Here is a 24,084-nt window from a genome sequence, read left to right on the forward strand (position 1 = left end):
CACCTCGTGATGTTGCATTTGTCTTCGCTGATAGTGGGCTTCTTTGGCGCGGTGTCGGTGGAGTCTGCGCCAGTGGGACCAGGCCCAGGCCCAGGCCCAGGTGCGGTCGTGAATGGTAGTGATCAGGTGTGCCAGGAGACGCCTGACCTCGCGAGGGTAACCGGGATGAGGTTCCCCCGATGACCCGAGGTGGTTGTTACCTGGATGCGGTCGGTTCCGCCGGGATGGTAGCTGGATGGGCCTGGGCGGCGTGCCAGGCGGCTTCGTACTCGTCGGGGCTGAGCCAGCCGAGGTCCTTCTGGATGCGTTCGGTGTTGTAGAACCCGTCGATATAGCGGAACAGGTCGTTCTCGGCCTCGTCGCGGGTGCGCCAGGAGCGGCGGTAGACCAGTTCGATCTTGAGCGTGGAGAAGAAGTTCTCCATCAGCGCGTTATCGTAGGAGTCGCCGATCGATCCCATCGAGGGAAGGATCCCGTTGTCCTGCAACCGTTCCGCGAAGCGGAAGGCCGTGTAGGTGGCGGATTCAACCGGTCGTCGCAACACCTTGATCGTGGAGGGGTCGGATGGGACGGCCAGCAGGGTGGATGACGACTGTGACGGGGCGTCCGGCGATGAGATCCCCGGGGCGGCCTCCGATTCGTCGTGATGTGGAGCGTGCGTTCTGGAATGCGATCGCGGAAGGGGTGTCCACTGAGGATGCGGCTGTCGCGTGCGGCGTGTCGGGGCCGGTGGGCTGGCGGTGGTTCCGGCAGCGTGGTGGCGTGCCCTCGATCAGTCTCACCCCACCATCTGGCAGGTATCTGTCGTTCGCCGAGCGCGAGGAGATTGCGCTGCTGAGGGTCCAGGACGTCGGCGTGCGCGAGATCGCCCGCAGGTTGGGGCGGTCACCGTCGACGATTTCGCGGGAGTTGCGCCGCAACGCCGCCACCCGCGGTGGTCGGTTGGACTACCGGGCCTCGATCGCGCAGTGGAAGGCCGAACTGATGGCCCGACGCCCGAAGGCCGCCAAGCTCGCCGCCGATGATCTGCTCCGCGAGTACGTCCAGGACCGGCTTGCCGGCGCGATCGGCACGCCCGGAGGAGTGGAGGTCGGGCCGATCGCGCGCAAGTGGAACGGCCGCGGCAAACCCCGGCAAGAGGACCGCGAATGGGTGACGGCGTGGAGTCCGGAGCAGATCAGTCGCAGGTTGCCGCTGGACTTCCCCGATGATGAGTCCATGCGGATCTCGCACGAGGCGATCTACCAGGCCCTCTACGTCCAGGGGCGCGGCGCGCTGCGGCGGGAGTTGGTCGCCTGTCTGCGCACCGGTCGTGCGCTGCGGGTGCCGCGTGCTCGCGCCCGCCAACGCGCGAGCGGTCACGTCACCGCCGAGGTGATGATCAGCGAGCGTCCGGCCGAAGTCGAGGACCGGGCGGTGCCGGGTCACTGGGAAGGCGATCTGATTATCGGCGCCGACCGGTCGGCCATCGGCACGCTGGTGGAGCGGACGACGCGGTTCACGATGCTGCTGCACCTGCCCCGCATGGAAGGCTTCGGCACCGAACGGCACGTCAAGAACGGTCCCGCGTTGGCCGGTCGCGGCGCCCTGGCGGTGAAGGACGCGATCGCGGCGAGGTTCACGACCATGCCCGACCAGTTGCGGCGGTCGTTGACCTGGGACCGCGGCAAGGAACTGGCCCGGCACGCGCAGCTGCGGATCGAGACCGGGGTGGCGGTCTACTTCGCCGACCCGCACAGCCCATGGCAGCGCGGCACGAACGAGAACACCAACGGCCTGCTGCGCCAGTACTTCCCCAAGGGAACCGACCTGTCCCGATGGGACGTCGACGAGATCGAAGCCGTCGCCGCCGCACTGAACAGCAGACCCCGCAAGACCCTCGGCTGGAGGACACCTGCGGAAGCCTTCAACGATCATCTATCCTCGCTCCAACAAGCTGGTGTTGCGACGACCGATTGAATCCGCCGGTCGATCCGCGGTCGCTGTGGTGGATCAGCTGTCCGTCGCGCACATCACGGGACCAGATCGCGTATTCCAGGGCGCCGAGCACGAGGTCGGTGTCGCAGCGGTCGCTGGTCTTCCAGCCCACGATCCGGTTGGAGAACGCGTCGCGCACGGCCGCGAGCCAGAAGACGCCCTCGCCGGTGCGGATCCGGGTGGCGTCGGCGACCCACAACCGGTCCGGCGCGGGTGCGGTGAAGTCCCGGTTCACCCGATCCGGTGCCGGTGCGGCCCGCGGATCCTGCCTCGTCGACGGGGCGCGCCACTGTTTGCGCAGGAAGGCATCCTGCAGGCCGGCCTGGCGCATCAGCCGCTCGACCCGCTTGCGCGACACGCGGATACCACGACGTCGCAGGACCTGGTGCACCCGCGGGCTGCCGTAGGTACCGCCCGAGGCGGTGTGGATGTCGGCGATCTCCGCGGTGATCGCCCGGTCCTCGCGATCGCGATCCGACGGGTCGGTCTGTCGGGCCACCCAGCCGTGGTAGGTGGAGGAGGCGACGCCCAGGACCCGGAGGACGAACTCGACCCCCGAAGCGGTCGCGAAGCTGCTCGATCAGCTTCACGACCGTCGGCGGGTCGGGTCGAGTTCCGCCGCGAAAACGCGGACGCGGTCTTCAGAATTTCGTTGGCGCGCTGAGTTCCGCGTTCTCCTTGCGCAGCCGGCGCAGCTCCTCCGACTCGGTCCCGGTGGGCCGGTCGTCCCGCTCGCCGCGGTCGGCCTCATCCTGCCGGATCCAGTTCCGCAACGCCTCGTGGTGCACGCCCAGCTGCTCGGCCAGGCGCCGGATCACCGGCTTGGGGTCGGACTCCCGGTACAAGCGGACAGCCCGAGCCCGCAACTCGTCGGGGTACTTCTTCGGTGGTGCCACGGACGACTTCTTAAGTTGGTAGTCGTCCGGTACGACGTGCCGGATGCCTGGACGGGTCGGGTATGGCTGGGACGCCTTGCCGGCCTGCGGGTGCGGCTTGAAGGGAGTGGCCACCCGACCTGTCCGGACGCTGCCGACCGCTGATTGAAGTCTGCGAACCGTCGCTGCGTTCAAGGAGGTGCCAGCGGAGCGTCCATAAGCTGACCTGCGTCAACGTGCAAGCGGGAGGATTGGTTGAACCCGGTGTGGGTCGGGGTGGATGTCGGCAAGGAACACCACTGGGCCTGTGTGCTGGACGCCGAGGGACGCCGTCTGCTGTCCCGGCGAGTGGCCAACGACGAGGCCGATTTGCTGGCACTGCTGGGCGAAATGACCCGCCTGGGCGCCGACCAGGCGCAGTGGGCGGTGGACCTGACCACCGTGGAGGCGGCTCTGCCGCTGACCGTGTTGTGGGAACACGGCCAGTCGGTGAGCTACCTGCCCGGCAAGGCGGTCAGCCGCGCCGCGGCTGGCTACCGCAGCGAGGGCAGGACCGACGCCAAGGACGCCCGTGTCATCGCCGACCAGGCCCGGATGCGACGCGATCTGGCCGAGCTGCGCCCCACCGACGAGCTCGTGGTCGAGTTGCGGATGCTCACCACCCGCCGTGCGGACCTGGTGGCCGCCCGCACCCGCGCTCTCAACCGACTGCGCCAACACTTGACCGCGGTCTGCCCCGCGCTGGAACGGGCGGCCAGCCCCACCGACCCACGCGCCTGGGTGGTACGGCTGTCGCGTTACCAACGCCCGAAGGCGATCCGCCGCGAAGGCGCAGACCGCCCGTCTGCCGGCGAGGACATCGCCGCCGACCTGGTCGCCGGCCTGGCCAAGGAGGTGACCGACCTCGACGGGCGGATCACCGAGCTGGACACCGCCATCGAGGCCCGGTTCCGCCGCCACCACCAGGCTACGGTGATCACCAGCCTACCCGCATGGGATTCCGCCTGGGCGCCGAGTTCCTCGCCGCCGTCGGCGACCCCGACCTGTTCACCTCGCCCGACCAGTTGGCCGCCTACGCCGGACTGGCACCGGTGCCCCACGACTCCGGCAAACGCACCGGCCGCCTGCAAAGGCCACCCGCTACCACCGCGGACTGCGACGAGCACTGTTCATGGCCGCCCTGACCGCCATCCGCTGCTGCCCGACCTCCCGCGCCTACTACGACAGGAAACGCAGCGAAGGCAAACGCCCCGTCCAGGCCTTCATGGCCCTGGCACGCCGACGAATCAACGTCCTATGGGCACTGCTGCGCGACAACCGGCACTACCAAGCCTCACTCCCGATCACAGCCCACGCGGCTTGACACCGACATTGAGACTCCCTTCAGGCCCTATCGGACCATGCCTGGGAAGACTCCTGGCTACCGGGGGAACCTCACGGGCCGTTGATAGAGAATGGCCGTCGCGTACCAAGTTGATGGTCGCCGCGGTATGGGCAAGGTTCACGATCTGGTGCCCCTGCAGCACTTGATGATCGATGGCGGACGCCGCAGCTGCTGCGGCTGCGGCGCCTCGCCCGGTTCGATCAGCTGATGGACTGCGGCGTGCCGCAGGACCACACGCTGCTGCTGCCCGAGTTCATCCACGAGCACATGGTGGCCGTCCCCCGGATGAACGTCCCGGGGAACTTCGCCTCGCGGGTCGGGAAGACGAAGCTGCTGTTGTTGCCTACCGTGACGAACGGGAGGTTGTAGGTGCCTGCGCTTGATGTGATCTTGATGTAAAGCGCACTCGAACTGCGGTGAAACCCGGTGTCCGCGATGCTGCCGTTGGCCTTGACGACGTTCGTGCCGACGACGACGGAGCCGTTGTAGTAGCCGTCAACACTGTCGACACTGACCGCCTGCTGCGTTCCCACCTGCTGCTGCGCCGTTGCGCTCGACCTCGGCGCGGCCAAGGCCGGCGAGGACAACGCCAGGACGGTGAACAGGGCGGCCAGCGCCACGCCGAGCGGTTTGATAATCGATTTCAAGATGGTTCCTTCCCGAGGATTGGCCTCGCGGTCTATCGCGAGTTGGCCACGAACGGAACGACACTCCCGGATTGGCTCCTGCTGCACGTCGCCCTGCATGTACGGGTAACTCGCTCTCGAAGTGGATCCGGTTGGGGGCCGTCGTGGTGTTGTCCACCATCGCGGCAGCGCGCTAAGAACCCGCTAAATCTCCGTTGTATCTCCTGCTCCCAACCGGTATCCAGGATGAGGGGAGGGGTTGCGGTGGAAGCTGATCGTCGCGTCGTAGTGGGGGTGCTGGGTGAGGTGGAGATGTGGCTGGATGACCGGCCGCAACCCGTAGGGCACGCCCGCCAGCGGTCGGTGCTCGCGGTGCTGGCGGCGGAGGCCAACCGGGTGGTGCCGGTGGACAGCCTGATCGACCGTGTCTGGGGCGAACGCCCGCCGAACACGGCGCGATCGGTGTTGCGCGTCTACCTGACCCACCTACGCCGGGCGCTGGCCACGTCCAGGGCCACGGTTACCCGACACGGCAGCGGATACGTGCTGGCTACCGAGCTCGACACCGTGGATCTGCACCGGTTCCGCTGGCTCTTCGCCTCGGCGCGGGGGCAGGAAGACCCGCAGCGTGCCCTGACGGTCGTCGAGGAGGCCCTCGCGTTATGGCGGGGTGAACCGCTGGCCGAGCTGGACACCGCCTGGGCGCAGGCAGTGCGAGAGCGATTACGCCGGGAACGCGCCGCCGCCGAGACCGACCGGATCGACTGGGCGCTCGCCTGCGGCCGGCACCGACAGGTGCTGCCGGAGCTGACCGCACGGGCCGAGGCCGAGCCGCTGGACGAGCGGGTGACCGGGCAGGTGATGCTCGCGCTGTACCGCGCCGGCCGTCAAGCCGACGCCCTGGCTCACTACCAGCGCACCCGGCAGCACCTGGTGGAGGAGCTGGGCATCGACCCCGGCCCGGCACTGCACCAGCTGCACCAGCGCATCCTCACCTCCGACCCCACCCTCAGCCCGACGAACACAACAACAACCACAGTTGGCGCGCCGTCACTGATGGTGCCGCGGCAACTGCCCGCCCCGCCCCGGAGGTTCACCGGCCGCACCGACCACCTGACCGTCCTGAACGCCGCACTGGACCGGCGAGGCACCGGGGTGATCTTCGCGATCGGCGGAGCGGGCGGCATCGGCAAGACCTGGCTGGTCCTGGCCTGGGCCCACCGCCATCTCGACCGGTTCCCCGACGGGCAACTGTTCGTCGACCTACGCGGGTTCAGCCCGGACGGCACACCCACCGATCCCGCGGTGGCGGTGCGCGGCTTCCTCGACGCCCTGGGCGTGCCCCCCGACCGCATCCCGGTCGACCCCCAGGCCCAGGCCGCGCTGTACCGCAGCCTGGTCGCCGAGAAGCGGATGCTGATCGTGCTGGACAACGCTGCCACCACCGAGCAGGTCATGCCGCTGCTGCCCGGCGGCACCACCTGCACCGTGCTGGTCACCAGCCGCCACCGACTACACGGCCTGACCGCCCGGCACGGCGCCCACCCGCTGCCCCTCGGGGTGCTCACCGACGCCGAGTCCCACGCCCTGCTCGTCGCCATCCTCGGCGCCGACCGCATCGCCGACGACGCCCACTTCACCGCCGAACTGATCGCGCTGTGCGCAGGGTTCCCGCTCGCGCTCGGCCTGGTCGCCGCCCGCGCCCAACCCGACCTCCCCCTGGCCGAGGCAGTCAGCGAGCTGCGCGAGTCGGGCCTGGACGCCCTCGACGCCGACGACCCCACCGCCAGCCTGCCCGCCGTGCTGTCCTGGTCCCTGCGCCACCTCACCGACACTCAGCGCACCGCGTTCGCGCTGCTCGGGATCGCCCCCGGCCCTGACATCGGCCTGCCCGCCGCCACCAGCCTCACCGGCCTGCCGGACCGGGAAGCACGCATCGTGCTGCGCGCCCTGGCCGACGTCTCCCTCCTCGACCACACCTCTGGCGGCCGATACGCGATGCACGACCTGGTGCGCGCCTACGCCACCACCATCGCTCACGACCTGCCCGAACCTGTCCGGGGAGCGGCGCTGGATCGGGTGGTCGACTTCTACCTGCATACCACCTATGCCGCTGACCGCCTCCTGTTTCCCCAACTCCATCAGATTCGCCTCGATCCACCGACGTCCGGCGGTCATTCTCAACCGTTGGCCGACAGGTCGGCCGCGTTCGCATGGCTGGACGCGGAACACCGCCACCTGTTGGCCGCACAGCACGTCGCCGCCACAGAGCACCGCCACCACATCGTGTGGCAACTGGCCTCGGCTCTGACGACCTTCCACCTTCGGCGCGGACACCGCCACGACAACCTCACCGTGTGGAGGACCGCGCTGAACGCCACTGCCCATCTGCCCGACCCCAACGCACTTGTCCTCAGCCACCGACGCCTCGGCCGCGCCTATGCAGATATGGGGCGACACGAGGAGGCAGACCGGCATCTGGTCCAAGCCCTCGCACTCGCCGAACACCACGACGACCCCAGCCAACAGGCCCAAGCCCACGGCGAACTCTCGTGGGCTTTGTACGTGCGGGCAAACGGTCAGCAAGCCTTAGAGCACGCCAAAAGCGCTCTAGAAATCCACAATGCTCTCGACCAACAAGCCTGGAAAGCCCATGCGCTCAACATGGTGGCCTGGTTGAGCGCCCACCTAGGCGAGTACGATACGGCCCGTAAGCACTGCCAGACTGCCCTGGCCCTGCACCGCAGCCAGCATGACCTCTTCGGCGAGGCGAACATCCAGGACGTCTCGGGTTGGATCGACCACCAAACCGGCCAGCACAACCAGGCCGTCGATCACTACCAACAGGCCTTGACCCTGTTCCACCGCCTTGGCCACACAACCGCCGCCACCGACGTCCTCGAACACCTCGGCCATCCGTACTCCGCCCTCGGTCAACATGACGAAGCCCTCACGGTCTGGCGGGAAGCACTGGAGCTGTACCGACAGCAAGGGCGTGAGGCCGACGCCGAGCGGGTGCAACGACAACTTGCCGACCTCCACAACACCCGATAACGGCCCCGGCAAGCACACCCTGACCCGCCAACGTCCGTCGACCCGGATGACGGCCACGGCCCGTGACCCTGAGGTGGTCCCCACCCACCGGCCCGTCTCCCGGTACCACTGGCTACGCAGGTGTACCTCTGGCGAGCCGTCAGACCAATTCCCCACGGTCGCCGGGAGGTGGATCGTTGGTTGCCGGTGTTTCACTGAACTACCAGCGAGGTCTGGGACGAGATTCGTTACCCCGGCCTATCCTGGCTCTGGGCATATGAGTTCGTCGACCGGGTCAGCTGTCCGATGTGCTTCGGCGCGGGGTTCGACAACTGGGTGTTGGCCGCCTATCTCGTTCCCGAGCTGGCCGCTGCCTGACGGTCCGGTTCCGGTACCGCTGGCCCGGTCCGACACCGGCCGCCCACCGTTCACGGTGAACTACCCAAGCGAAAGTGGTCTGTCGTCCGTGACTTGGAGCCGGTCAGGCGTACTGGTCGGCTCTATCTGCCGCCGTCGGCCCGACCGGCGCGGTGGTGCCGCACACCGGGCAGTCGGGCAGCCGATCCCAGGTCTCGGCGAGCGGGCCGGGAGGGCTCTGTGCCCTGGGGGTGGCACGACGCCCGTCCCGGCCCTGCCGTCCGAGCCCCCTCTGCCCGGCGTCGCCAGCATCGGCTTCCGACGCCGGAAGTCCGCCGGAAGGTCGTTGAATTCCCTGCTTGACAGCGGTATCTATGACCGATCGGGAAGGAACTCGTCGTCACGTCAGGTCGGGCGTGGTGCGAAGGCCGGCACTGAAGGCGGGTGATCGATGCCGGTGACGCGGGAGGGGTGCGCCGAGGACGACGCCCAGGAGTTCATGGTGAATATTCTGGGTGGCTTGGAAGTCCGTTGCGGCGATCTGTTGGTGGCGGTGGGGCACGCCAGGCAACGTTCAGTGCTGGCGGCGCTGGCGATCGATGCGGGTCGTGTGGTTCCGGTGGGTGTGCTGATCGACCGGATATGGGGTGAGCGCCCACCCTTCAGCGCCAGGCCGACACTGCGCACCTACGTGGCCCACCTGCGTCGGGCGTTGGCCCGCGCAAGAATCTCGATCACCTATCGCGGGGACGGCTATCTCCTGGCTGTCAAGCCGGACATGGTGGACCTGCACCGCTTTCGAGCGCTGTGGGCCGCAGCCCGTGAGAATCCCGATGCCGTCCGGTCGTTGACGTTGGCCGGTGAAGCGTTGGCATTGTGGCGGGGTGAGCCCTTGGCGGAGTCGAACACGCAGTGGGCCGACTCGGTGCGGCGGCGGCTACACCTCGAGCACGCGGCCGCCCAGGCCGATCAGGTCGACTGGGCATTGCGTTGCGGCAAGCACCGCGACCTCCTGCCCGAGTTGACCACCCGCGCGGCTGCCGAGCCGTCGGACGAACGAGTGGTCGGCCAGTTGATGCTGGCCCTGTACCGGTCGGGGCGGCAGGCCGAGGCCCTTCGACACTTCCAGCACACTCGACGCCACCTGGCAGACGAACTCGGCACCGACCCCAGTCCCGCCCTGAACGAGTTGCATCAGCGCATTCTCACCGCCGACCCCGGCCTCACCACCTCGACCACCGTTACCGAGGCATATCCCGCAGCTGCGGGATATGCCTCGGTAACCGTTCCGCGGCAACTGCCCGCCCCTCCACGACGATTCATCGGCCGCACCGGCGAACTGGCGCATCTGACAACCATCTTGGAGGACCAAGGTACAGCGGCCCTCTGCACGATCGCGGGCTTCGGCGGCGTCGGTAAGACCTGGCTAGCCCTTGCCTGGGCGCACAACAACCTGGACCGCTTCCCCGACGGGCAGTTGTTCATCGACCTACGGGGATTCAGCCCCGACGAAGCGCCCGTCGAGCCGGTGGCGGCGGTACGGGGATTCCTCGACGCCCTGGGCGCCGATTCAGGTGACGCCGCCGACCTCGACACCCAGGCAGCCCGATTCCGTAGCCTTGTCGCGGACAAACGGATGCTGATCGTCCTGGACAACGCGGCCACCACCGAACAGATCGTGCCGCTGCTTCCCGGCAGTCGTTCGTGCACCGTGCTGGTCACCAGCCGCCATCGACTGCCCGCGTTGACGGCCCGTCACAGCGCCCAACCCCTCACCCTGGGAGTACTCACCCACGCGGAATCCCAGGCGATGCTGGCCGCCGACCTCGGGAGCGACGTTCTCGGCACCGACGAGCAGACCACCGTCGACCTCATCGGATTATGCGGCGGCATGCCCCTGGCATTGGCGATCGTCGCCGCCCGCGCCCGCGCCCGCACCGGACTGGCACTGTCCGACGCCGTCGCCGAACTGCGCGACTCGAGCCTGGACGCCTTGGCGTCGGAGGATCCGACCGCAAGCCTGCCTACGGTTCTGTCGTGGTCCCTGCGCCACCTCACCGACGAGCAACGACTTGTTTTCGCACTGCTGGGAATCGCGCCCGGCCCCGACATCGGCCTGCCTGCCGCCGCAAGCCTCAGCGGGCTACCGGAACGACGAGCACGCAGCGTCCTGCGAGTCTTGGAGGACGCCTCGCTCGTCGAACGTCGCTCCGGCGGCCGATACGCCATGCACGACCTCGTACGCACCTATGCCGCCACGCTCGCAGCCGACCTGCCCGACAGCACCCGACGCGGGGCGCTGAAGCGGGTCGTCGAGTTCTACCTGCATACCGCGAACGTCGCCGACCACCTCCTGGACCCCCATCGCCAACCGATCCACCTCATGCCACCCGCTGACACGGTCCTCCCCCAAGCTCTCCCCGATTACCCCGCCGCCTTGTCATGGCTCAACCACGAGTACCACCACATACTCGGCGCACAACAGACCGCTGCCGCGCACCACTGGCACCAAGCGACATGGCAGCTGGCCTGGAGTCTTCACACCTTCCAGTTCCGACGAGGGCATTACGACGACGAACTGCCCGTGTGGAACACCGCGCTCGACGCCGCCGAAGAACTGAACCAGCCCGCAGTCACAGCCATGATCCACCGACGACTCGGGCTCACGTTCGCGAGGCTGGGGCGGCACGACGATGCGACCGAACACCTCGACAGCGCCCTGACGCTGAGCGCCCATCACACCGACATGCACGAACAGGCGTACCTGCATTACACCATCGCCTGGGTCGCATCCCGGCATGAAGCACCACCGCAGGCCCACCCGGACGGGCTCCGACACGCCCGACAAGCAATGGACCTCTACCGCACCCTCGACAACACAGCCTGGCAAGCCAACACGCTGACCATGATCGGCTGGTACGAAACCCTGAACGGCAACCACGGCACCGCCCGTGAACACTGCAACGCCGCACTGCGCCTCGCCCGCCGCGACAACTACATCGCCGGCGAAGCCGACAGCCTGGTGGTCCTCGGATGGATCGACCAGGCCACCGGCCACCACCACCAAGCCGTCGAGCACCACCGCCTCGCGCTCACCCTGCTCCACACACTCGGCCACACATACGCCGCCGCACCCACACTCGCCACCATCGCCAACTCCTACGCCGCCCTCGGCCGCCACGAGCAGGCGATCACAGCATGGCGCCAAGCGCTCGAGCTCTACCGAAAACACGGTAGAGAAGACGAAGCAGAACGCATCCGACAACAACTCGACGAGTTCGCACGCGATCCCGTCGATAATTTCCGCCGATGACAGCCGATGACAACCCGCAGACTCCGCTAACCATAAAACGGGATCTCCGGGCTCGTCCCGGACGCCAAGCCCTATCGGTCCTGCCCCTATCTGCACTGCGGCGACACCTACAGCCGCCTGGCCGCGGGGTTCGGCGCCGGCCCGGCCACCGTCTGCCACTACATCCACAAGGCCGCCCAACTCCTGGCGGCGCTGGCACCGGACCTGGCCGACGCGCCGAAAATCGCCATGAGCAAGACCTACGTCATCCTTGACGGCACACCCTGTTCCGGATCAACCGCGTCGCCGCCGACCGGCCGTACTACTCGGGAAAACACAAGCGCCACGGCAGCCAGCGTGCAGCAGTGAGAGAGTAATCCAGGTGATCTTCTACCTGGGCTGTCTCGCGCCGGGTCAGGCCGCTGCGGATCCACGCGCCGAGCCGGGTGATCGCAGCACGACAGCGTTCTGTCGAAGCGTCGGCGATGTGAGCCTGGAGGTACGCCTGTTGCAGGCCTTACGGGCCCGGTACGCGAACCCGCCCACGGGGGGGCGTCCAAGGCACTTGGCCACTTGGCGTTCACAATCGCGATGGAGCCGTCGTCGAGCTGCATGCCGCCCCATTTCTACAATTCACCGTCGTTGCAACCCCGTATGCTTACCCGATAGCCGCCGGAGAACCCGGTCACCCGCCACGCGTCCAGGCAGCGGTCCGACGGGCCCGAGCGGCGGGCCTGGCGTGCGCACCGTCCAGTTGCTCGCCCTCACGACGCCGGGCATGCAGCCGACGCCCGACAATCCCGGCCGTGTGTCGGACTTCCTGGCCGGGATCAACTGGGTGGCCGGTGTCCGTGCCCGGCCCGCCGTGGTCAACATGAGCTTCAGCACCTCCGGCGTGACCCAATCGTGGACGACTCGGTCACCCGTCTTGCCGGTCTGGGTTCCACCGTCGTGGTGGCCGCGGGGAACGACAATGCCGACGCGTGCGCATCCACGCCCGCGCGGGCGTGAGGTGTGATCACGGTCGGGGCGACCGGCAGCAACGACCAACGGGCTGGGTTCTCCAATCGGGGCTTCTGTCTGTCGCTGTTCGCGCCCGGCGTCAACATCGTGTCGGCGTACCACCGCAACGACAACGACAGCGCGACGCTCAGCGGCACGTCGATGGCGGCCCCGCACGTCGCGGGGATCGCGGCGCGCTACCTGGCGCTCAGCCCCCCTGGCGACTCCGCGGCAGGTCAGGGACACGCTCACCGCCGCCGCCACGATCAACCAGGTCCGCGATCCCGGCGCCGGTTCGCCCAACAGGTTCTTCTACGCCGACCTGTCGGTGCTGTCCAACCACGGGAAGTCGGCTCTCGACCGTATTCCGGGCCACCTGGAGACCTTCGCAGTCGGTGCGGACAAGCATGTCTGGACACGGTGGTGGAACCAAAGCGCGTGGTGGCCTGCACGGGAGCGCCTGGGAGACCTGCCTGCGGCCGGGCCGACCACGGCGGTCACCGCCGTAGCGCGCAAGCACGATCAGGTCGACGTCTTCGACACCGACGCCGAGGGGCGCGTGCTGACCAACTGGTGGAATCCCGCCGAGGGTGGGCACAGTTGGTTTTCCATCGACGACCAGGTGGTCACGCTGCCCGGGGCCGCAGTGTCGGCGGTGGCGCGCAGTGCGGACCTGATCGACCTGTTCGTCACCGACACCGCCGGCCGGGTCGTGTCGGTCCGGTGGGACGGTCCGATCAGGGGTTGGCAGAGTTGGTACCGTCTCACGGAGGCTTCGGTCGCCGTGCCCGGTGCGACGGTGTCGGTGGTGGCGCGCAAACCCGAACTCATGGACCTATTCACGACCAACGCCGCTGGCCACGTCCTGACGAACTGGTGGAACACCGTCGAAGACTGGCACAGCTGGGCCGCGGTCACCGAGGACCCGATCGCCGCGCCGGGCACGACGGTCACCGCGCTGGCCCGCAACCCCGACCGCATGGAACTGTTCGTCGTCGGCTCGGACGGCCGGATCAGGACCGCCTGGTGGGGCCATCCGTTCAATAGTTGGCTGGGCTGGAACACCGTCTCCGACGGCGTAGCGGCGCCCGGCGCGACCGTGTCCGTCGTGGCACACAACCCGTTCAGATGGACCTGTTCACCGTCAGCCCCACCGGAACCGTGTCGTCGACCTGGAAGAACCCCGACGAGACCTGGCGCCCCTGGTTTCCAATCCCGAGCAGCACGGCCGCGCCGAAGTCCGTCGTCACGGCGGTCGCCCCTTACACCAACGAGATGGACCTGTTCACCCTCGAACACGGCGGCGGGATGCGGTGGACGTCGTGGCACAACGGCCGGGGAACGTGGCGCGACCTGTAACCCAGGCCGGGGACGACAGCGCTGTTCGTCGAACGGACACCAGTTCACAGTCGGTCGGCGCCGGTTTCCTTCTCGTACTCCCCGAGCGCGGTGAAGGCGGGTAGCAGCGCGGGCATCATTGCCGTGAAGAGGTTCGATGTCGCGTCGCCGTGGTCGTCCACGACGGGCACGATGGACGGCGTCCAGTCCGCAGCGAAATGGATGACGCCTTGGATCACAGTTCGGTGCCCGGTGGCCAGCCACACGGGGCACTCCGGCAGACGCGGCACGGATGCGCGGATGCGCCGGTAGTCCGCGTCGCCCAGGTTCGGGATGAACAACACCAGCCGTTGCGGAGACAGCAGCCGGAACGCCTCGGCCAACTCCCACATCGTGCCCTCACTCGTGCCGAGGGTCAGCACGGTCAGCCGGGATCCACGCATCAGCTCGCGCACCGGCTCCTGCCAGCCCTCATAGGGCAGGTACAGGCGCACCGCGCCCATATGCGGCAGCCGCTCACCCGGTGCGCCGACCGCGACCAACGGCCCGACCGGCCGCAGGATCTCGGCGACGTGCTCCTCCGCCGAACGCCCGGACACCAGGAATCCGAACATCGCACCACCGGTCAGACCGGGTAGCGGCACCTCATGCAGGGCCGTGTGCCGCTCGTCCTCCTCGAACGAGCGCAGGTAGAGCACATAGGAACCGGCCCGGAGGTGCCGATGATCCGGGATGAAACGGGTCCGGTGCCGCCTTGCCCGCAGGAACGCCTTGCGGCCCTGCGTGAACACGGCACCGCCCAGGATCATGGTCCACAGCGTGAGAAACGTCTGCCACCACGCGAGGTCGCGAGGGTCCATCATCACCGACAGCCCGCCGAGCGTCAGCACCAGCCCGGCCAGACAGCACAGCCAGGCCGCGACCCACAGCAGCGATCCCGACCACGCATTCCCGCGGATCGGCCGCGACGAGAGTTCCCGCGCCCGCCGGGTGCGGGCGAGCTTAAGCGTCTTGCCGCCGTAAAGGATGGTGAACACCCCGGCGACGCCGATGAGGAACCCGTTCGGCTCCACCCAGTCCGGGGTGATGTCGCGCCGCTGCAACACCAGTGTGGGAACGGCCGTGAGGGCGAGACCGACCAGCATCATCATGTAGCCGAGCACCCGCAGCCTCGTGATCGGAGGTCGGGTCAGACCCTCCACGCCGATCTCGGGTTCCGGGGTGGGATCACGGAATTCCCAGTAACCGCTCCAGATCAGCCGTTGGCCCTGCTGTCGCAGCCACAGCGCCAGGCCGAGGAGCACCGTGGACAGCGGAACCACGTACCGCCACCACCTGTCCCACCACTGCGGGAAGCGGTCGGGCACCAGAAACACTACGACCGCGAAGAGCCCGACCAGCAGAAGCGGGAACACTCTCCGGTACAGCATCCCGAGGAGTAACCGGCGCGTCCGCCGTTCGCTTAGCCCGGACAACGCCAGCATGGCCACGGCCCAGATGAGCACCATCCGCAGCACCGACTCGGGCGATAAGTCCATGCCAGTCAGTGTGCTGGAAGATCCGTGGCGGATCATCGTCCTGACCGGTAGGGTTAGCCGACCACGTCGGCCAGCTCGTGGCGCGACGGGAACCGCGAGGCATGAAGCTGGTCGTGCACGACTTCTGGGCCGCCGACGCCGGGCCCGTGTCGGCGATCTTCAGGTTCCTGGGCGGCTTCCACAGCAGGGCGGACACCGTCCAGTTTCGGCGCGATGCCCTGCCGCCGCATCGGCCGGGAAACCCGCACGCTACTCGAAGGGCTCGTCTACCTGGTGTTGTGGATCGTCATCGGCGTGGTCGTCCTGATCGGCTACACCCCTTCTGGGCCGGTGAATAGCAATTCTCAAGCGCCCGCTCTGCGTCCGCCAGCAGCATGTCGGCCACACGCCGCCGCCGCACATCGCGGCGCGTAACCCAGTCCGACTCGACGGCGTCGCGAGTCGGCTCAGCGACCGCGAGAAGGTCAATGTGCGCCTGGCTTCTCGCCCGCAGTGGCCGCATCGTCCACGTCCGGCGTGCACTGACGGTGACGACGTTGCGATGCCGGTGTGGGATCGGTCCCACCTGTACGGATCGCCGTCTCCGCTGCTAGTTTGTACGTGTGACTCGCATCCTTCACCTTGAAGGTGGGTCGAGTCCCACATCTGCGTGTTTGAGAGGGCATCTCCAACCCGGGCACGGTGCTCGCCGCCGCGGCGAGCGTCACCTCGCGCATCACGTTGAGCAGTGCGGTCACCGTGCTCAGCACCGAGGACCCGGTGCGGGTCTACCAGCAGTTCACGACGCTCGACCAGCTCAGCCGGGGCCGGGCGGAGCTGCTGGCCGGGCGCGGGTCGTTCACCGAGTCGTTCCCGCTGTTCGGCGCGAGCCTGGAGGACTACGACGAGCTGTTCGAGGAAAAGCTCGCGCTGCTGCTGCGACTGGACCGGGAGGACCCGATCACGTGGTCGGGCAAGTTCCGGGCCCCGCTGCGGAACGCGCACGTCCACCCGCGCCCGTACGGCGAGCGCCTGCGGATCTCGGTCGGGACCGGCGGCAACCCGGAGTCCTCGATCCGGGCCGGGCTCCTCGGCCTGCCGGTGGTGTACGCGGTCATCGGCGGTGAGCCGGAGCGGTTCGCGCCGCTGGTGGACGTGTACCGGCAAGCGGGCGAAGCGGGTGGGCACGATGCCGCCGAGCTGAGCGTGACGATGAGCGCGATCGGCCTCGTCGCGCGCCGCTCGCAGGACGCCAAGGACGCGTTCTACCCGTACTGGCTGGAGACGATGAAGTACGGCTCGCGGGCGCGTGGCTGGCCGGTGCCGTCGCGGGCGGAGTACGACGCGTGGACGCGCGGGGCGCGGTCGATCTTCGCGGGCAGCCCGCAGGAGGTGGCGGAACGCCTGATCTCGGTGGGCCGCCTGGTGAACGCCGACCGCTACGCGTTGCAGATGGACTGGTCGGGGGTGCCGCACCACCTCGTCATGGAGGCGATCGAACTGCTCGGCACCGAGATCATGCCGTTGGTGCACAGAGAACTTGGTTCCTCCACTGTGGACTGATCGGCCGAGATCCGGTGCCGTAGCACGATGTGACACCACCCACTCGCGGTCACATGGGCGCGACGGGCACGTGAATCCCCGGTAAAGTCGCAGGTCGGCGTTTTCTTGGAGGACTTCACTGTGCCATTTCGCTTCCCCGGTGCCCGTCGGTGACCATCGCTCCCGACACCGCACTCCCCACGCTGATCGAGACGCCGGCGGTGTTCCGCGCCGGCTCGGCCGCCCCTGAGCGCACCCTGGTCGACGTGCTGGCCGACACCGCGCGCCGGCACCCCCACTCCCCCGCGCTGGACGACGGCACGACGTCGTTGACCTACCGCGAACTGCTGGACGAGGTCGGCACGCGGGCACGGGCGCTGGCCGCGGCCGGCATCGGTGTCGGTGACCGGGTCGGCGTCCGCGTCCCGTCCGGCACCGTCGACCTCTACCTCGCGGTGCTGTCCGTGCTCGCGGCGGGCGCGGCGTACGTGCCCGTCGACGCCGACGACCCGGATGAGCGCGCCGAGTTGGTGTTCGGCGAAGCCGACGTGTGCGCGGTCGTCACCGACGGGCTCCGGCTGCGCGGCACGCCCCTGGGGCTCGTCGGCGCTCCCGGGCCGGACGACGACGCGTGGATCATCTTCACGTCCGGTTCGACGGGCAAGCCGAAGGGCGTCGCGGTCTCGCACCGGTCGGCCGCCGCGTTCGTGGACGCCGAGGCGCGCCTGTTCCTCGCCGACGACCCGATCGGGCCGGACGACCGGGTGCTGGCGGGCCTGTCCGCGGCCTTCGACGCGTCCTGCGAGGAGATGTGGCTGGCGTGGCGCCACGGCGCGTGCCTGGTGCCCGCGCCGCGCGCCCTGGTCCGCACGGGGTTCGACCTGGGGCCGTGGCTGGTCGAGCGCGAGGTGACGGTGGTGTCCACGGTGCCGACGCTGGCCGCGCTGTGGCCCGTGGACGCGCTGGACGACGTCCGGCTGCTGATCTTCGGTGGTGAGGCGTGCCCGCCGGAGCTGGCCGAACGGCTCGCCGTCGACGGTCGCGAGGTGTGGAACACCTACGGGCCGACCGAGGCGACCGTGGTGGCGTGCGCCGCGCCGTTGACGGGTGCGGGTCCGGTGCGGATCGGGCTGCCGCTGGACGGGTGGGAGCTGGCCGTGGTGGACGCGGCCGGCGTGCCGGTGCCGATGGGTGGTTCCGGGGAGCTGGTGATCGGCGGTGTCGGCCTGGCCCGCTACCTGGACCCGGTCAAGGACGCGGAGAAGTTCGCGCCGCTGCCGGCCCTGGGGTGGGACCGCGCTTACCGCAGCGGTGACCTGGTCCGCGCCGAGCCCGAGGGGTTGCTGTTCCTGGGCCGGGCGGACGAGCAGGTCAAGCTGGGTGGGCGGCGGATCGAGCTGGGCGAGGTCGACGCGGCGCTGCAGGCGCTGCCGGGGGTCGCCGGCGCCGCCGCCGCGGTGCGCACCACGCGGGCCGGCAACCAGGTGCTGGTCGGGTACGTCGTCGCGCCGGAGGGCTTCGAGCAGGCCGACGCGCTGTCGCGGTTGCGTTCCGCGCTGCCCGCGGCCCTGGTGCCGCTGCTGGCCACCGTGGACACGCTGCCGACCCGCACGTCCGGCAAGGTGGACCGGGCCGCGTTGCCGTGGCCGCTGCCCGAGCTGGACGCGGCGGCGCCGACCGACGACCTCACCGGGACCGAGCGGTGGCTGGCCGAGCAGTGGTCGCGGCTGCTGGGCACCCGGGTGGGCAGCCGTGACGCGGACTTCTTCGCGCACGGCGGCGGCAGCCTCGCCGCGGCCCAACTGGTCACCGCGATCCGGACCCGCCACCCCGGAGGTTCGGTCAACGACGTCTACCAGCACCCGACGCTGCGCGCGTTGGCCGCCCGCTTGGACGAGCTGAGCGGTCACCAGCGCGTCACGCGCGAGGTCGCGCCCACGCCGCGGCGCACCGGCCTGGTGCAGTCGCTGCTGCTCGTGCCGCTGATGAGCCTGGTCGGGCTGCGGTGGTCGGTGGCGCTGGCCGCGGTCGGCAACGTCGTCGGCTTCACCACGCCCGTGTCGTGGTGGTGGATCGCCGCGGGGTGGCTGGTGTTCGTCAGCCCGCCCGGCAAGGTGCTCATCGCGGCCGGTGGGGCGCGGCTGCTGCTGCGCGGTCTGCGTCCTGGCACGTACCCGCGCGGCGGCGGCGTGCACCTGCGGTTGTGGACCGCTGAACGGCTCGCGGAGTTCAGCGGTGCGACGAACCTGGCCGGGTCCTGGCTCACGCACTACGCGCGCGCGTTGGGCGCGAAGGTCGGCCCGGACGTGGACCTGCACTCCGCGCCGCCGGTGACCGGCCTGCTCAAGCTCGGCAAGGGCTGCGCGATCGAGCCCGAGGTGGACCTGTCCGGGTACTGGGTGGACGGCGACCGGCTGCACGTCGGCCGGATCCGGGTGGGCGGCGGCGCGGTCGTCGGCGCGCGCAGCACCCTGTTCCCGGGTGCGCGGGTCGGCAAGCGGGCGGTGGTCGCGCCCGGTTCGGGCGTGCTCGGTTCGGTGCCGACGGGCCAGCGGTGGGCGGGGGTGCCGGCGCAGCGCGACGGCAAGGCGGGCCGGCCGGGTCCGCGTCCGCCGCGGTCGTGGTGGTGGCGGCTCGTCTACGCGGTGACGACGTCGGCGTTGGGGCTGCTGCCGGTGGCGGCGGCCGTGCCGCCGGTGCTGCTGGTCGTGCGCGAGCCGGTGACGCTCGGGTCGGCGTTGCTCGCGGTGCCGCCGGCGACGGTGGTGTGGCTGGGTTCCTACGCGTTGTCGGTGCTGGTGGCGGTGCGGCTGCTCGGCATCGGGTTGCGCGCCGGGACGTACCCGGTGCACAGCCGGGTCGCGTGGCAGGCATGGACCACCGAACGGCTCATGAACACCGCGCGGGTCGCGTTGTTCCCGCTGTACGCGAGCCTGTTCACGCCGGTGTGGCTGCGGATGCTCGGGATGCGGGTCGGCCGCCGGGTCGAGGCGTCGACCGTGCTCGCGCTGCCGAAGATGACCACGATCGGCGACGGCGCGTTCCTGGCCGACGACACCATGGTCGCCTCCTACGAGCTGGGCGGCGGCTGGCTGCGCATCGCCGCGGCCCGGATCGGCAAGCGCGCGTTCCTGGGCAACTCGGGCATGACCGCGCCCGGCCGTTCGGTGCCGAACCGGGGCTTGGTCGGCGTGCTGTCGGCGACGCCGAAGCGGGCCAAGGCGGGCAGCTCGTACCTGGGCATGCCGCCGATGAAGCTGCCGCGCGCGGCCGAGCAGGGTGACCAGAGCCGCACGTTCGACCCGCCGCGGCGGTTGGTCGTGGCCCGCGCGCTGGTCGAGCTGTGCCGGGTGGTGCCGGTGATGTGCCACGTGGCGCTGGTCGTCGGTGTGCTGTTCGCGCTGCGCGAGGTGGGCCCGTGGCTCGCCGGGCCGGTGCTGCTCGCCGCCGGTGTGCTGGCGTGCGCGGTGTCGGCGGCGGCGAAGTGGCTGCTGGTGGGCCGGTTCCGGGCGCGGGAGCACCCGTTGTGGAGCGGGTTCGTGTGGCGCAACGAGCTGGCGGACACGTTCGTCGAGGTGCTGGCCGTGCCGTGGCTGGTCGGCCGGGCCGGCGGGTCGCCGGTGATGGCGGCGTGGCTGCGGTCGCTGGGCGCGCGGATCGGCCGCGGCACGTGGGTCGAGTCGTACTGGTTCCCGGAGTCGGACCTGGTGCGGCTGGGCGACGGCGCGACGGTGAACCGGGGGTGCGTGGTGCAGACCCACCTGTTCCATGATCGGATCCTGCGCATGGACCAGGTGGAGTTGGCCGCCGGCGCCACGCTCGGACCGCACGGCATCGTGCTGCCGGGCGCGACGGTCGGCGCGCACGCGGCGGTGGGCCCGGCGTCGTTGGTGATGCGCGGCGAGCACGTGCCCGACGGCACGCGCTGGCTGGGCAACCCGATCTCCGCCTGGCGATGACCGGCCCGTACCTGCCCGACCACGGTGACGGCGGCTACCGGGTCTCGCACTACGACCTGGAGCTGGACTACAAGCCGCACACCGGGCGGCTGGCCGGGCGGGCGACGCTGTCCGCCGTGGCCGACGGCCCGTGCGCGCGGGTCGTGCTGGACTTCGGCACGCTGACGGTCAACCGGGTGCTGGTGGACGGCCGGCCCGCCCGGCACGTGCACGGCGGCGGGAAGCTGCGGGTCCGCCCGGCGCGGCCGGTGGACGGCGCGTTCACCGTCGAGGTGCGGTACTCGGGGGTGGCGCGCCCGGTCCGCTCCCGGCACTGGGGCGAGCTGGGCTGGGACCAGCTGACCGACGGCGCGCTGGTGGCGAGCCAGCCGATCGGCGCGCCGTCCTGGTTCCCGTGCAACGACCTGGTGCGCGACAAGGCCACCTACCGCGTCTCGGTGACCGCGCCGTCGCCCTACACCGTGCTGGCCAACGGCGTGCCGGTCGACCTGCGCGCCGGTGGCAGCAGCACGACGTGGGTGTACGAGCAGGCCGAGCCGATGGCCACGTACCTGGCGTCGGTGCAGATCGGCCGCTACGAACGGCTGGCGCTGGCCGAGGGGCAGGACGTGGCCGCGCCCGCGCGGTTGCTGCGCGCGGCGCGGCACGACTTCGCCCGCCAGCCGCGGATGATGGCCGTGTTCGAGGAGCTGTTCGGCCCCTACCCGTTCCGGAACTACCAGGTGGTGGTGACCGACGACGAGCTGGAGGTGCCGGTCGAGGCGCAGGGCATGTCGGTGTTCGGCGCGAACCACGTCGACGGGCGGCGCGGGCACGAGCGGCTGGTCGCGCACGAGTTGGCGCACCAGTGGTTCGGCAACAGCGTCGGCCTGGCCGACTGGCGCGACATCTGGCTGAACGAGGGCTTCGCCTGCTACGCGGAGTGGCTGTGGTCGGAGCGGTCCGGCGGCCCGTCCGCCGCCGCGCACGCCGAACGCGCCCACGCGCGGCTGGCCCGCCTCCCGCAGGACCTCCGCGTCGGCGACACCGGCGTGGCCGACCTGTTCGACGACCGCGTGTACCAGCGCGGCGCGCTGACCCTGCACGGCCTGCGCGGGGAGCTGGGTGACGCGGCGTTCTTCGGTGTCCTCCGCGAGTGGACCGACGGCCACCGGCACGGCACCGCGACCACGAGCGACTTCGTGGGATTGGCCCAGCGGCACGCCCGCGAGCCGCTGACCGCGTTCTTCCGCGCCTGGCTGGCCGAACCGCGCCTACCTGCGCGGTGATTCGATCACGGCAGAACGGGTAGATGTCCGGTATGCCCGGTCAAGTAGCGGTGTTCGCGCCCTCCCCCGAGTTGACGGTGACGGTCGAAGAGCTGGACGGCACGCCCGACATCCACATCCACGCCGGAGGGCAGGGTGTGTGGATCTCGCGCATGATCGAGTCCCTGGGCGCGCAGGTCGTGCTGTGCTCGGCGTTGGGCGGTGAGACCGGGCAGGTGCTGCGGCACCTGATCGGCGTCGAGCTCAGGGCGCGCGACGTCGCCGCCCGCAACGGCGGGTACGTGCACGACCGGCGCGACGGCGCACGGGACCAGATCGTGCGGATGCCCGCCGACGCGCTGTCCCGCCACGAGCTCGACGACCTGTACGAGATGACCCTGGTCGAGGCCCTCAACGCGGGCGTCGCCGTGCTCAGCGGACCCGCCGGGCAGGACACGCCCGTACCCGACTCCGTCTACGAACGGCTCACCAAGGACCTGCGCGGCAACGGCTGCCAGGTCGTCGTGGACCTCTCCGGCGACCGGCTCGCCGCCGCGCTCGCGGGCGGGCCCACCGTGGTGAAGGTCAGCCACGAGGAGCTGGTGTCCGACGGGTTGGCCGCGTCCGACTCGCTGCCCGACCTGGTCGAGGGCTGCCGCAAGATCGCCGAGTGCGGCGCGAGCGCGGTCGTGGTGTCCCGGGCCGCCGAGGACACGCTGGCCTGGCTCGACGGCGACCTGCACCTGGTGGAGGCTCCCGACCTGAGCCCGGTCGACACGCGCGGCGGCGGCGACTCCATGACCGCCGGGTTGGCCGCCGGGCTCGCCCTGGGCCGATCCTTGACGGAGTCGCTGAAGCTGGGCGCGGCGGCCGGCGCGGTCAACGTGACCCGGCACGGGCTCGGCACCGGCAGCGGTGACGTGGTTCGCGAACTGGTCGACCGGGTAGGACTGCGTCCGTGGGAGGACGCATGAGGGTGCTCATCACCAACGACGACGGCATCGACTCGCCGGGGCTGGCCGCCCTGGCCCGCGGCGCGGTCGCGCACGGCTGGACGACCGTCGTCGCCGCGCCCGCGCGGGAGTCCAGCGGCACGAGCGCCGGTCTGACCGCCGCCGAGGACGACCGGCGCGTCCAGGTCGAGCGGCGCGAGCTGCCCGGGCTGGACGGCGTGCCCGCCTACGCGGTCGCCGCGCACCCGGCCTTCATCGCGCTGGTCGCGTCGCAGGGCGCGTTCGGCGACCCGCCGGACCTCGTGCTGTCCGGCGTGAACCGCGGCGCGAACGTCGGCCGCGCCGTCCTGCACTCCGGCACGGTCGGCGCGGCGCTGACCGCCGCCGTCAACGGCGCCCGCGCCCTGGCGGTCTCCCTCGACGTCGGGCTGGACGTCGACGTGCCGCACCACTGGGACACCGCGGTGGCGGTCGCCGCGACGCTGTTCGACCGGGTCGCCGCCCTGCCCGCCGGGGCGGTGGTGAACCTCAACGTGCCCAACCGGGCCGAGGTGGGCGAACCGGAACGGGCCGGGCTCGCCGAGTTCGGCGCCGTGCGCACCAGGATCAAGGACAGCGACGACGGCACGATCGCCCTCGCCGCCGTGCTGGTCGAGGACGACCTGTCCCCCGGCACCGACGCGGCGCTGCTGGCCGCCGGACGCCCGACCGTCACACCGCTGAGGTCGGTCGCCGAAGACCACGACATCGAGTTCTAGTCGTCCTCCGCGCGCTCCGCCGCCGGCTCGGCCTGCTCGCCGTCGGACCGGCCCAGCGCGTCCTCCGCGCCGTTGACCAGGTCGGGACCGCCCCACTGACGTCCCTCTGCCTGGCCCAGTCTGTGCTTGCCCATGGTGTGACCTCCCTCGATCCCCGGACTGGTACCCACAGACCGGGCGTTCCACACCCCGAACGGCCGATGGCCTACCCCCGGGTGAGGTAG

The 24,084-nt window shown here is 70.1% G+C and carries 15 protein-coding genes and 4 pseudogenes; 12 read left to right on the top strand and 7 right to left on the bottom strand.

Annotated elements, in window-relative coordinates; all coding sequences use genetic code 11:
- Positions 1-196: 196 nt before the first annotated feature.
- Positions 197-541, bottom strand: a complete 345-nt coding sequence (locus tag FHX81_RS02320) for an IS3 family transposase (RefSeq protein WP_211363356.1) — start codon at positions 539-541, stop codon at positions 197-199.
- Positions 542-585: 44 nt separating this feature from the next.
- On the opposite strand from FHX81_RS02320, the gene FHX81_RS02325 reads away from it, so the two are divergent.
- Positions 586-1,959, top strand: a complete 1,374-nt coding sequence (locus tag FHX81_RS02325; protein ID WP_141974981.1) for an IS30 family transposase — start codon at positions 586-588, stop codon at positions 1,957-1,959.
- On the opposite strand, the pseudogene FHX81_RS02330 reads toward FHX81_RS02325, so the two are convergent.
- Positions 1,907-2,521 (bottom strand): annotated as a pseudogene (locus tag FHX81_RS02330) (IS3 family transposase); the annotation flags it as partial. The gene FHX81_RS02325 and the pseudogene FHX81_RS02330 sit on opposite strands and share 53 nt — an antisense overlap.
- A 97-nt stretch (positions 2,522-2,618) precedes the next feature.
- The gene (locus tag FHX81_RS02335; RefSeq protein WP_170231895.1) at positions 2,619-2,987 is read right to left on the bottom strand and encodes a transposase; all 369 of its coding nucleotides are present in this window, start codon (positions 2,985-2,987) and stop codon (positions 2,619-2,621) included.
- A 120-nt stretch (positions 2,988-3,107) separates the two neighbouring features.
- Here FHX81_RS02335 and FHX81_RS02340 point away from each other — a divergent pair.
- Positions 3,108-4,215: pseudogene (locus FHX81_RS02340) on the top strand (IS110 family RNA-guided transposase).
- A 221-nt stretch (positions 4,216-4,436) separates the two neighbouring features.
- Here FHX81_RS02340 and FHX81_RS02345 read toward each other — a convergent pair.
- Positions 4,437-4,982: a hypothetical protein gene (locus FHX81_RS02345; protein WP_141974984.1), complete on the bottom strand. Its 546-nt coding sequence runs from the start codon at positions 4,980-4,982 to the stop codon at positions 4,437-4,439.
- Between the two features lie 144 nt (positions 4,983-5,126).
- Between FHX81_RS02345 and FHX81_RS02350 the strand changes: the two genes are divergently transcribed.
- The 3 genes and pseudogenes from FHX81_RS02350 to FHX81_RS02360 all read left to right on the top strand — a co-directional run.
- The gene (locus FHX81_RS02350; protein WP_342787158.1) at positions 5,127-7,916 is read left to right on the top strand and encodes an AfsR/SARP family transcriptional regulator; all 2,790 of its coding nucleotides are present in this window, start codon (positions 5,127-5,129) and stop codon (positions 7,914-7,916) included.
- Positions 7,917-8,703: 787 nt separating this feature from the next.
- Entirely contained in the window at positions 8,704-11,565 is a 2,862-nt protein-coding gene (locus tag FHX81_RS02355; protein WP_246107582.1) for an AfsR/SARP family transcriptional regulator, read from the top strand.
- 47 nt (positions 11,566-11,612) lie between these two features.
- Positions 11,613-11,894, top strand: a pseudogene (locus FHX81_RS02360) (transposase family protein); the annotation flags it as partial.
- Here FHX81_RS02360 and FHX81_RS42915 read toward each other — a convergent pair.
- Positions 11,867-12,058, bottom strand: coding sequence for a zf-HC2 domain-containing protein (locus FHX81_RS42915; protein WP_425473874.1), 192 nt, complete (start codon positions 12,056-12,058; stop codon positions 11,867-11,869). The pseudogene FHX81_RS02360 and the gene FHX81_RS42915 overlap by 28 nt on opposite strands.
- A gap of 500 nt (positions 12,059-12,558) precedes the next feature.
- Between FHX81_RS42915 and FHX81_RS42920 the strand changes: the two genes are divergently transcribed.
- Positions 12,559-13,593 carry a S8 family serine peptidase gene (locus FHX81_RS42920; protein WP_141974986.1) on the top strand — a complete coding sequence of 345 codons (1,035 nt, stop codon included), beginning with the start codon at positions 12,559-12,561 and terminating at the stop codon, positions 13,591-13,593.
- 81 nt (positions 13,594-13,674) lie between these two features.
- Positions 13,675-13,905 carry a hypothetical protein gene (locus tag FHX81_RS02375; RefSeq protein WP_141974987.1) on the top strand — a complete coding sequence of 77 codons (231 nt, stop codon included), beginning with the start codon at positions 13,675-13,677 and terminating at the stop codon, positions 13,903-13,905.
- Positions 13,906-13,949: 44 nt separating this feature from the next.
- Here the strand turns inward: FHX81_RS02375 and FHX81_RS02380 are convergent, their stop codons facing one another.
- The gene (locus FHX81_RS02380; protein WP_141974988.1) at positions 13,950-15,422 is read right to left on the bottom strand and encodes a hypothetical protein; all 1,473 of its coding nucleotides are present in this window, start codon (positions 15,420-15,422) and stop codon (positions 13,950-13,952) included.
- Positions 15,423-16,085: 663 nt separating this feature from the next.
- On the opposite strand from FHX81_RS02380, the pseudogene FHX81_RS02385 reads away from it, so the two are divergent.
- The 5 genes and pseudogenes from FHX81_RS02385 to surE all read left to right on the top strand — a co-directional run.
- A pseudogene (locus tag FHX81_RS02385) lies at positions 16,086-16,964 on the top strand (LLM class flavin-dependent oxidoreductase); the annotation flags it as partial.
- A 149-nt stretch (positions 16,965-17,113) separates the two neighbouring features.
- Positions 17,114-20,902 carry a Pls/PosA family non-ribosomal peptide synthetase gene (locus FHX81_RS02390; protein ID WP_246107584.1) on the top strand — a complete coding sequence of 1,263 codons (3,789 nt, stop codon included), beginning with the start codon at positions 17,114-17,116 and terminating at the stop codon, positions 20,900-20,902.
- On the top strand, positions 20,899-22,170 hold the full coding sequence (locus FHX81_RS02395) for a M1 family metallopeptidase (RefSeq protein ID WP_141974991.1): 1,272 nt from the start codon (positions 20,899-20,901) through the stop codon (positions 22,168-22,170). The genes FHX81_RS02390 and FHX81_RS02395 overlap by 4 nt, the downstream gene beginning before the upstream one ends.
- A gap of 32 nt (positions 22,171-22,202) precedes the next feature.
- On the top strand, positions 22,203-23,123 hold the full coding sequence (locus tag FHX81_RS02400) for a PfkB family carbohydrate kinase (protein ID WP_141974992.1): 921 nt from the start codon (positions 22,203-22,205) through the stop codon (positions 23,121-23,123).
- On the top strand, positions 23,120-23,860 hold the full coding sequence (gene surE, locus FHX81_RS02405; RefSeq protein ID WP_141974993.1) for a 5'/3'-nucleotidase SurE: 741 nt from the start codon (positions 23,120-23,122) through the stop codon (positions 23,858-23,860). Before FHX81_RS02400 ends, surE begins: the two co-directional genes overlap by 4 nt.
- Here surE and FHX81_RS40235 read toward each other — a convergent pair.
- The gene (locus tag FHX81_RS40235; protein ID WP_170231896.1) at positions 23,857-23,994 is read right to left on the bottom strand and encodes a hypothetical protein; all 138 of its coding nucleotides are present in this window, start codon (positions 23,992-23,994) and stop codon (positions 23,857-23,859) included. The genes surE and FHX81_RS40235 overlap by 4 nt on opposite strands.
- Between the last annotated feature and the right edge of the window lie 90 nt (positions 23,995-24,084).

It is taken from the genome of Saccharothrix saharensis (assembly GCF_006716745.1).
Classification (GTDB): domain Bacteria; phylum Actinomycetota; class Actinomycetes; order Mycobacteriales; family Pseudonocardiaceae; genus Actinosynnema; species Actinosynnema saharense.

Bases quoted from the DNA above. Each gene is read 5' to 3' on its own strand.
- FHX81_RS02325 (WP_141974981.1), top strand. From the start codon at position 586: ATGACGACTGTGACGGGGCGTCCGGCGATGAGATCCCCGGGGCGGCCT.
- FHX81_RS02345 (WP_141974984.1), bottom strand. From the start codon at position 4,982: ATGCAGGGCGACGTGCAGCAGGAGCCAATCCGGGAGTGTCGTTCCGTT.
- FHX81_RS02355 (WP_246107582.1), top strand. From the start codon at position 8,704: ATGCCGGTGACGCGGGAGGGGTGCGCCGAGGACGACGCCCAGGAGTTC.
- FHX81_RS02375 (WP_141974987.1), top strand. From the start codon at position 13,675: ATGGACCTGTTCACCGTCAGCCCCACCGGAACCGTGTCGTCGACCTGG.
- FHX81_RS02380 (WP_141974988.1), bottom strand. From the start codon at position 15,422: ATGGACTTATCGCCCGAGTCGGTGCTGCGGATGGTGCTCATCTGGGCC.
- FHX81_RS02395 (WP_141974991.1), top strand. From the start codon at position 20,899: ATGACCGGCCCGTACCTGCCCGACCACGGTGACGGCGGCTACCGGGTC.
- FHX81_RS02400 (WP_141974992.1), top strand. From the start codon at position 22,203: ATGCCCGGTCAAGTAGCGGTGTTCGCGCCCTCCCCCGAGTTGACGGTG.
- surE (WP_141974993.1), top strand. From the start codon at position 23,120: ATGAGGGTGCTCATCACCAACGACGACGGCATCGACTCGCCGGGGCTG.
- FHX81_RS40235 (WP_170231896.1), bottom strand. From the start codon at position 23,994: ATGGGCAAGCACAGACTGGGCCAGGCAGAGGGACGTCAGTGGGGCGGT.